This window comes from Aquimarina addita (genome assembly GCF_039539305.1).
GTDB lineage: Bacteria > Bacteroidota > Bacteroidia > Flavobacteriales > Flavobacteriaceae > Aquimarina > Aquimarina addita.
In genome coordinates this window covers 1-8,979 of the sequence record NZ_BAABCW010000037.1, presented here as the reverse complement: position 1 = coordinate 8,979, position 8,979 = coordinate 1, and the positions used below count along the sequence as shown (strand labels likewise).

The 8,979-nt window shown below is 31.2% G+C and carries 9 protein-coding genes; 4 read left to right on the top strand and 5 right to left on the bottom strand.

Annotation, left to right across the window (positions count from 1 at the left end; all coding sequences use genetic code 11):
* Positions 1–104: 104 nt before the first annotated feature.
* From ABD816_RS21755 to ABD816_RS21745, 3 genes are read right to left on the bottom strand one after another with little or no spacing between them, the layout of a single operon-like run.
* Positions 105–830 carry a DUF2911 domain-containing protein gene (locus ABD816_RS21755; protein WP_344930998.1) on the bottom strand — a complete coding sequence of 242 codons (726 nt, stop codon included), beginning with the start codon at positions 828–830 and terminating at the stop codon, positions 105–107.
* 4 nt (positions 831–834) lie between these two features.
* Positions 835–1,941 carry an AraC family transcriptional regulator gene (locus ABD816_RS21750; protein ID WP_344930996.1) on the bottom strand — a complete coding sequence of 369 codons (1,107 nt, stop codon included), beginning with the start codon at positions 1,939–1,941 and terminating at the stop codon, positions 835–837.
* A gap of 19 nt (positions 1,942–1,960) precedes the next feature.
* On the bottom strand, positions 1,961–2,653 hold the full coding sequence (locus ABD816_RS21745; protein ID WP_344930994.1) for a hypothetical protein: 693 nt from the start codon (positions 2,651–2,653) through the stop codon (positions 1,961–1,963).
* Positions 2,654–3,095: 442 nt separating this feature from the next.
* Here ABD816_RS21745 and ABD816_RS21740 point away from each other — a divergent pair, with 442 nt between their 5' ends.
* Positions 3,096–3,563 (top strand): DUF6252 domain-containing protein, encoded by a 468-nt coding sequence (locus ABD816_RS21740; RefSeq protein ID WP_344930993.1) that lies wholly within the window; start codon positions 3,096–3,098, stop codon positions 3,561–3,563.
* Positions 3,564–3,721: 158 nt separating this feature from the next.
* Here the strand turns inward: ABD816_RS21740 and ABD816_RS21735 are convergent, their stop codons facing one another.
* Positions 3,722–5,017, bottom strand: a complete 1,296-nt coding sequence (locus ABD816_RS21735; RefSeq protein WP_344930991.1) for an NAD(P)/FAD-dependent oxidoreductase — start codon at positions 5,015–5,017, stop codon at positions 3,722–3,724.
* Positions 5,018–5,371: 354 nt separating this feature from the next.
* Between ABD816_RS21735 and ABD816_RS21730 the strand changes: the two genes are divergently transcribed.
* Together ABD816_RS21730 and ABD816_RS21725 are read left to right on the top strand one after the other, a co-directional pair.
* Positions 5,372–5,866, top strand: a complete 495-nt coding sequence (locus ABD816_RS21730) for an RNA polymerase sigma factor (RefSeq protein ID WP_344930990.1) — start codon at positions 5,372–5,374, stop codon at positions 5,864–5,866.
* A gap of 4 nt (positions 5,867–5,870) precedes the next feature.
* Positions 5,871–6,491 carry a hypothetical protein gene (locus tag ABD816_RS21725; protein WP_344930989.1) on the top strand — a complete coding sequence of 207 codons (621 nt, stop codon included), beginning with the start codon at positions 5,871–5,873 and terminating at the stop codon, positions 6,489–6,491.
* A gap of 12 nt (positions 6,492–6,503) precedes the next feature.
* Here the strand turns inward: ABD816_RS21725 and ABD816_RS21720 are convergent, their stop codons facing one another.
* On the bottom strand, positions 6,504–7,685 hold the full coding sequence (locus ABD816_RS21720; RefSeq protein WP_344930988.1) for an LETM1-related biofilm-associated protein: 1,182 nt from the start codon (positions 7,683–7,685) through the stop codon (positions 6,504–6,506).
* A gap of 477 nt (positions 7,686–8,162) precedes the next feature.
* Between ABD816_RS21720 and ABD816_RS21715 the strand changes: the two genes are divergently transcribed.
* Positions 8,163–8,771, top strand: a complete 609-nt coding sequence (locus ABD816_RS21715) for a superoxide dismutase family protein (protein ID WP_344930986.1) — start codon at positions 8,163–8,165, stop codon at positions 8,769–8,771.
* Positions 8,772–8,979: the final 208 nt, after the last annotated feature.

Below are 8,979 nucleotides of genomic sequence, written 5' to 3'. Positions count from 1 at the left end.
CAACACCAAAAGAAGACATACTGAAATCGGAAAAGTACCTCCAAATCAAATATTTTATCAAAAACAAATGGCTTCTTAGAAATTAAAAATATCTTTATCCTGTCCTAAGCATTGGGAGTATCATATAGTGCTTCTCGCGTTACCTGAAAAAATAAAGCATTTTCTGAGCTGGTTACCTTCTTAATATAAGTCAGAGCTTTTGATAGATCAGTATTAGATTCATGTAGATATAAAGCCGCTCTAAAATAATCATTAGTACTTGGACCGGACATTATATTATCAATAGATTTTATAGCATATTGTTTTGTGGGTACCTTGATAGGGATATTTAATTTAGTATGTTCCCATTCAATGATCAGCGTAACTGCATCAAAGGTTATAGCATTGAAGTGAATTTCCATCGTTTCCACCATTGTAGGAGTTTTTTCTACAGGAATTTCTGTAATAAATAATGGTTCTTTTTCTACATAGGTGCTCCAGTTACCACTTGTATAAGGATACCAGTATAATTTCCAGATATCAGAAGATGGTTTTGCTAAGATTGTATAAGCTCCGCTATCCATATTATTTCCCATAATATTGACTTCATTTGAAAAAGAAATTTTTGTAGCTGTATTGGCTCCAACCCTCCAGAATGTTCCATAAGGTAGTAATCCTTTTTCTCCAAAAATTGTTCTTTTTCTAATGCTAGGCCTGGAGTAATTAATTTCTATTTCTGTAAGCCCTACAGTCTGTTTTAGACTTGCATTAGGGCTAAGCGATGGCACGTTTAGTTGCGCTTGTATCTGATAACTTGTGCATATAAATAATATGATATATAATATTCTCATGATTTTATGTTTTTTGATTAAAATAATCAGATGGTGATTGTCCCATCAGTTTTTTAAAAGATTTATTAAATGTTGTTTTAGAATTAAATCCGGATTCCTGTGCCATTCCATAAAAAGTGAGTTGTTTGGCACGTTCGGATTTATGGACTTCTATAAACTCTTTGATACGGTAATAATTAACATATTCAAAAAAATTCATACCAATCCTTTCATTAAGTAATCGTGCTAATTCAGGATTACTAACGCCTAACATGGAGGCCAATTCAGCTTTTAGCAATTTGTTATTCAGATACGGCTTTTTTTCTATCATTAAGTCATCAAGTGTTTGCTTGAGCCTATCCAGGTCTTCATTTTTTAATTTAGATTGTGAATATTTTTTTTCATTAGTGGTCACTCCAATTTGTAGTACATCCGGATATACCATACCATAATAGGTTATGAACAGAATGATGAAGGTTAATAATAACCACAGATAAGGCCTCGCATTTCGTTCTAACATTTCGAATCCAAATAAGCTGGTAACGTATAAAATTGACCAAACAATAAAGCAACTACTGATAATTATTAAAAAACGAGTAACAAATTGAGCTTTGGGGACATATGACAATTCGTTTTGCATATTTTTTCGAAAATCATAAAGTAACTTCCAACTCATAATTCCATAAATAATATTTACAGTTAATCCAACCGCGTGACAGGTATAAATCGCACGTCTTAATTCGCCGGTATTTCGCCTTGAAATAATTACAATATCTGGCGGGATGATAAAGTAAACAAGAATAAAAGTGGAGTAAACCACTCCAGGAATATAATGGATAATATTTTTTGAAAGTTGTTGTCTTTGTAGTAAAATTGATGTAAAGAATAAATAAACGGTTGGACCAAATAGCAATGCCGAGAGTTCTGACATAGCAATAAGTCTAAAATTACGATTCCATACGCCGGCACTATGCAAAGCTTTTCCAAATAATCCTATGCAGAGGATAAAGATTAGAAATGCCAAATACCCATTTACGTTTTTTCTTTTAAGAGGTGAAAAAAGATAAATAAAAAGCAATAATAAGCTTTGAAAAAGACCAAAATATATGAGTTGGTTTATGATTCCATCCATAATATTATTTTGCTGCAATTTACTCAATCACGAATTGATGTACGTTTTTTAATTCTTTATAAAATGATAATGGATGTTTTTCTGTAAATTTTGAAAAAGCAGTCTCATTTTCCCACTCGGTAATGATTAATATATCTGGATTATAATTGTATCCGGCAGGAGAGTATCCATTTTGTAATTGTACGATAGAGGATCCTCCGGAAATTTTGGCTTGTTCTTTCCATTTAGAGACAAATTTCTCAATATCTTGTTTGTCAGTTTTCCAAAACGCTGTAATACTATTTACTTTATTTTTTTGTAGTGAAATCGTTTTGTTTTCTTGTATTTCAAAAAAAGCAAATGTGAAATAAGAAAAGAGATCTCTCCGTCGTTGATGAAAATCAGGAACTCTTGATACAATAGTTTCTAAAAATCCATGTCTTTTTTCTTTACTAGGCCACTTGCCAAAGACAAAAACAGAAGGTAAATGGTTACCAAGAATTAATTCTTTAGTTCTGAAACCTTGTTGTGGCTCGTAACCAAATTCAAATCCAATCGGATATATAACCTCTCTATACTTTTCAAATAATGCGCTACTGTTTGGTTTCATGGTAAGTAAAATAAAATCTAATACCTCCCCTTTTTTAAAGTTAAACGTTTTGGAATCCTTTTGAGCATGTACTGTATAATTACCTATGGTTAAACAGAGCATACAAATAAATAGTTGTTTCATGTTTTTTGATTTTTTAATAATGTTTTCAACAAAAGAACGAGAATTCATAAACACGAACAATAGAATAGAAAAGAGAGGTGTACGCATACGGTATTTGTACTAAAACGTACATATATTAGTGATAAAACTGGTTGATGCATATTAATTATATAACACTGATAGAGGGTTTTAATATAAATAGATTAATTTTTTAAAGTTGATTTCTATAAATCGAATGTCAAGCAACATTACATAAACAACCAGAAAATTGATGTGTTTTTATGAATTATAGACAGATATACCTGGCGAATTAGAATGGATAAAGAACAAATATAATCATGATTTTGTATTGATATTATTAGTGAACTGTCATATTATTAAAAAATAATTGTTAGTATATGCTTACTTTTTCAAAGATGAAAACATTAATAATAAAACTGATAATTATTTAAAAATATTAAAAATGAAAGTATTGATTAAGGTTGTATGTGTTGCATTTGTATTTATGACAATGTCTTGTGGTTCTGATGATGACTCATCATCAGATTCTGGTAGTGATTCTTTTTTTACAAAAATTGATGGAGTAGCTTATAATCCAGAATTTGTTAATGGATTTATAACCACATTTGGTACTAATATATTTATATCAGGAAGTCAGGCTAACGGTGATAATGTAGTGATTAATTTTCCTATTAGTGCTGTTGCAGGAGAAACCTTTACAGTTGAAGATTTACAGTTTGTAGCGAGTTTTGACACCAGCGATGGAAGAGCGTTCTTATCTAGTGAAGGGAGTGTAACAATAACAACTCATAATACAGAATCGCAAAGAATATCCGGAACCTTTAGTTTTATAGCAAATCCTTTAGAGAGTAATGGAGCTACATTTACCTTTACAGAAGGAACTTTTGATGTGTCATATACGGATTTGTAATTTTTTAGTGTGCGCCTGGATGTTTTGGTTTATGTTAATTAACAGAATTTCATTTAGGTTTTACTGTTGTGTTTCCAGAGATATATAGAAATCAGAAGAATCTATTAAAAAACAGCTGTTTTTAGTTAGGTACTTCTGATTTTTATTGATAAAAGCTTTTATACACGATCCTCAGATCCGTTATCATACTTATAAGGTCTTACAATAAGACGTGCAGCTTTATCATAATTGAAATAGTTGTATGTCCAGTTAAATAAGGTGACAAATCGGTTTCTAAAACCTACTAAAAACCATAAGTGGATAAACATCCAGATAAACCAGGCAAAGAATCCGCCAAAACGGAATTTACCTAAATCTACTACAGCTTTATTACGTCCTATAGTAGCCATGGAACCTTTATCAAAATATGTAAAAGGTATCATAGGCTTTCCCTTAAAATGTCGTTTTAGATTTTTAACCAAGTGATTTCCTTGTTGTATTGCTGGTTGAGCAACCATAGGATGCCCTTTTGGGAAAGCCTCTGTTTCCATTAAAGCGATATCACCTAATGCATATATGTCATCATATCCTTCAACCTGATTAAAACGATTTACTTTATATCGATTAGCTCTTGGAATTAAAGAATCAGCCTGTATTCCAGAAATAGGGGCACCTGTAACACCTGCAGACCAAATAAAAGTAGCTGTTTTTAATGACAAGTCTGTATTGGTTAATACCAGATGATCATCATAATGAGTTACTTGGGTGTTTAAATGAATCTGAACACCTAGTTTTTCAAGGAATTTAGTAGCTTTTTTAGAAGCATGCTCACTCATAGGAGGAAGAATCCTACTAGCCCCTTCAATAAGGTGAACTTCCATCTCACTAAAATCCATATCCGGATAATCTCTGGGGAGTACATTGAGCTGTAATTCAGCAATTCCTCCCGCTAATTCTACTCCTGTAGGACCAGCTCCTGCTAGTACAAACCTAAGTAATTCTTTACGTTTTACAGGATCTGAGATCCTAACCGCTTGTTCTAAATTCTCCAACATCAAACTTCGTAAATTTAATGCTTGCGGTAAATTTTTCATGCGCATAGCATTTTCTTCAATACTTTTATTTCCAAAAAAATTAGTACGAGCACCCGTTGCAATTACAAGATAATCATAGGTTATGGAACCTATATTAGTATATACCTCTTTAGCAGTAGTATCAATGGCAACAACCTCTGCCATTCTAAAAAAAGTGTTTTTTCCTCTTTTTACAATTTTACGAAGTGGATAGGCAATAGAATCCGGTTCTAGAGATGAGGTAGAAACCTGATATAAGAGCGGTTGAAATGTATGATAATTATGTCGGTCAAATAATACGAGTTGGACTTCTTCTTTGACCATTTTTTTAGCTAAGGCAACTCCTGCGAAACCGCCACCAATAATAACTAATCTAGGTACATTAGTATAAGGGATATTCATAAAATAGATGTTGTTTCACAAATATAAAATGATAAAAGCAGATAGCCTATAGAATCGATCTGAATTATAATGAAGTCATTGCGAATTACGAATTTAGAATCAGTGATGATTGTTTTTCATCATCTACATATATTTTTAGCTATTTTTGATTCAATAATTTAAGAAATAAGTGGAGGTGTTTTTATGATTGTTTAAATATTAATAATTTTCTTATGGTCAGAATTTTCACAAGTATTTGGTTATCAAGATAGAGTGAGTTTTTGTTCTGATGACGCAAAAGGTGAAGTATAAAATTAATGATTGATCTGTAACAAATGTATTCTTTTGTATACTTATAGAATGTAATCAGCCATCGTGGATAAAGAATTAGAACATAGTTTTGTAACAAACCTTGAACAGAATCAGAATATTGTTCATAAGGTATGTAGGATATATACTAATGATCGGGACTCACATAATGACTTGTTTCAGGAGATAACAATTCAGTTATGGAAAGCATACCCTAAGTTTAGAGGAGATGCTAAATTTAGTACCTGGATGTATAGAGTATCATTAAATACTGCTATAACTTTATATCGAAAATCTAAAAGAAGTATTAAAACAACAGATTTTGATGCTGTAGATTTTAGAATTAAAGTAGATGAATATGATGATGAAGAGGAGCAGCAATTAAAACTAATGTATGCTACAGTAAAACAATTAAATGATATAGAGAAAGCATTGGTTTTTTTATATCTAGAAGATAAATCATATAAAGAAATAGCAGAAACTCTAGGGATTTCTGAAGTAAATGCAAGAGTGAAGATGAATCGAGTGAAAACAAAATTAAAGAAAATATTAAATCCGTAACCCTATGGATGAATTAGAATTGCTTAAAAAGGACTGGCAGAAACAGGAAGTAGGACTTCCTAAATTGTCTTATAACGAATTGTATAAAATGATCTTAAGAAGATCTTCGTCTATTGTAAAATGGATTTTTATCATAAGCATCTTAGAATTTGCCTTGTGGGCGTCTATCGATATTGCAGCAAGACTCACGGGAAAATATGAAGATATGGAAGTAGCAGGAATGGGGGGATTTACAATAATCTCCTCTGCGATTAGCTATGGGGTTTTGATCTATTTTATCATAAGATTTTATCTTAATTACAAAAAGATTAAGACGACTGATTCTGCAAAAGTTTTAATGCAGAATATTCTGAAAACCAGAAAAACAGTAAAATATTACGTATGGATTAATCTTACTCTTATTGGAGCCTTAATGATTACTACCATGATCTATTTAACTTTTAATAAAGAATTTCTAGAGCTGCACGAACATAGTAATGTAACCCCGGTGATTTATATCCTGACGGGTGTTGTTCTTTCATTAATAATAGTGGCCATTTTAGGCTTTGTTTATTATCTGATTTATGGGTTATTGACAAGGAAATTAAAACGAAATTATAAGGAGCTAAAAAAAATGGAGATTTAACCTGGTAATTTATTAGTTATTTTCGTTAAATGCTGAAGGTAATAATTTGGGGATAAATTTAACGAGAATAGGTAATAAGAGACCTCCTCCGGGAAGTATAAAAATGGCAAGAGAAGGAATAGTTTTGCAAATATCCAGTAATTGCTGTTTCACTTGATTTTTTTCTTCTTTAGATAAATCTCTTACCGTGGATTGTCCTAGTAAAATCATTAGTTCTTTACTCTCCGAAATTTCTTTAATTAATCTTTTCTTATTTCTTAAAATCAAAATACTTACCGTTCTGGTCGTTTGCTTATAAAAATGATGGGCTGGATTAGAGTAATTAAAAAATGATATATCTTCTTTATGTTCTTTTACAAAAAATTGAACAGAATTTAGAGATTCTTTTACTAATTGATTATGTAATTCTAGTTCAACACCGAGGGTTCTTACAAATGCCTGCTCACCAAAATCAACCTCACGATCATTCCATACTGCTAAGCTGGTAAGATCCAAAATATATCGTTTTTCTAATTCATCAGTATATCTTTCTAAATGAATTTGATCAAAACTTGCCTGTTCGGTACTATTTACCTTTGTATATCTCACTGAAGAAGCAAACAGTTTTACTAATAACTCATCATAAGTATCTTTTTCGAGTTTAGAATTTAAAGCCAGAAAAACAATATTAGTGAGCGTTTCTTCTAAAGCAGATGCATACTCAATAGGGTTTTTATCATGGATAAGAAAATGTTCAAAAGCTAATACATCAATGAATAGTAATGCATTAGTGAGAAGATGACTAAAATTCTTTTTTAAAAGAGATTCATTAGTCTGTATTCTGGTGTGCATTATTTTTTCTAATTTCTCATTGTTATTACTGGTTAATACATTTATAAAAGAGAAAAAAGATTTCTTGTTATTTAGATATTCATAAAATTGGATGAGAGCCTTGATACAATCTTGCTGATTCCCATCTTCTATGGTTTCGTAATAAGTAACCGCTAAGGCAGCAAAAAGATTAATTTTAGTTTTCTCTTCTTCAGAATATCTGATATCAGAGGTATTAGGTAACACTATATCAATAGAAGTACCATAAATAAATCCTATTTTTCTAAGATCCAGATATAATTCATCAAGAGAGAGATTGTCCAGGTAGTGTTCATCCAGATCTCTTAAAAATTTATCAATCCAGCCAGAAGTAGATGGGTTCATTGGTTATAAATTTATAACAAAGTTAGTTTTATTTTTTTAACTTTTCTTTATCCAGAATTAGATACTATTTTTTGTGTACGACTTCTTTTGAATCAAAGAGACTATAATCAATCACCATATTCTAATTGCATTCTTTTTAATGAGATAATTTACATTAGAACTAGATTAGCCTTCAATATAAGGCATAACGCTATATATTCCTGATATTTCTTAGGGAAAAAATAATATTATTTAAGATGCATCATTTTCAGAAACATAATAGTGGGGTATTTCAGTTCTAGGTATTATAGTTACAATACATAGGTAAATTTTATTGGTATAAGTAGTAAACAAGTACACATTAAAGTTTTAAAAAACCAATGAAGTAAATTCAATAAATCATTAATATATTCACTACGAACAAACTTAAAAACATCTTAAATCCTTTGTCATAAGGCAAAACTGCAGTATATTGGGTATTCTAAATCATAACAAATCATGAAAAAAATTACCCTGACATTATTTGCTTATACTTTTTTACTAACAATAACTATTGGTTGTAAAGGAGAAAAGAAATCGACGACAGATCCTGATACTAAGGTAGAAGAAGAAATTGTAAAAGAAACAGTTTCTAAAGAAGAAAAAGAAATCGAAGCAACTATGCTTGAGATCGTATTATCTCCAAAAAGTAAAAGTAAGGTCTCTGGTACCGTCACTTTTACAGGAGAGGGAGAAATGGTAACAATGACGGCTAAATTAGAAGGATTAACTGCAGGAGCTCACGCCATACATATTCACGAAAAAGCAGATTGCTCTTCTGATGACGGGAAATCTACAGGAGGACATTGGAATCCTACTATGGAGCCGCATGGTAAATGGGGAGCAACAGAAGGCTATCATAAGGGAGATATAGGAAACTTTTCTGCAGATGCGGATGGAAAAGGATCCATTACCTTTGCTACTAATGATTGGTGTATTGGTTGTGGAGATGAGAAAAAAGATATTATTGGTAAAGCAATTATTGTACATCAGGGAACAGATGATTATACATCTCAACCTTCTGGAGCCGCGGGAAGCAGAATAAGTTGTGGTGGTATTATTCAATAAAATATCTGCTTTACGCATAAAATAATTAATTAAAAAAGAGGCTGTCTAAAAAGGCAGTCTTTTTTTGTATAAAATTTCTGCTATTTGTAAATTTAGATTATGAGTCGCAAAGTAATCTTCAAGACTTACGATCAAGATCAGTTAAGTCTTTTACCACCTAGTTACGATGATTTAGTTCCAGCGAATCATCCTGTTCGTATTGTCAATA

What these genes read in the sequence shown, in the direction of transcription:
- ABD816_RS21755 (WP_344930998.1), bottom strand. Translation starts at nt 830, where the DNA reads ATGAGAATATTATATATCATATTATTTATATGCACAAGTTATCAGATA.
- ABD816_RS21750 (WP_344930996.1), bottom strand. Translation starts at nt 1,941, where the DNA reads ATGGATGGAATCATAAACCAACTCATATATTTTGGTCTTTTTCAAAGC.
- ABD816_RS21745 (WP_344930994.1), bottom strand. Translation starts at nt 2,653, where the DNA reads ATGAAACAACTATTTATTTGTATGCTCTGTTTAACCATAGGTAATTAT.
- ABD816_RS21740 (WP_344930993.1), top strand. Translation starts at nt 3,096, where the DNA reads ATGAAAGTATTGATTAAGGTTGTATGTGTTGCATTTGTATTTATGACA.
- ABD816_RS21735 (WP_344930991.1), bottom strand. Translation starts at nt 5,017, where the DNA reads ATGAATATCCCTTATACTAATGTACCTAGATTAGTTATTATTGGTGGC.
- ABD816_RS21725 (WP_344930989.1), top strand. Translation starts at nt 5,871, where the DNA reads ATGGATGAATTAGAATTGCTTAAAAAGGACTGGCAGAAACAGGAAGTA.
- ABD816_RS21720 (WP_344930988.1), bottom strand. Translation starts at nt 7,685, where the DNA reads ATGAACCCATCTACTTCTGGCTGGATTGATAAATTTTTAAGAGATCTG.
- ABD816_RS21715 (WP_344930986.1), top strand. Translation starts at nt 8,163, where the DNA reads ATGAAAAAAATTACCCTGACATTATTTGCTTATACTTTTTTACTAACA.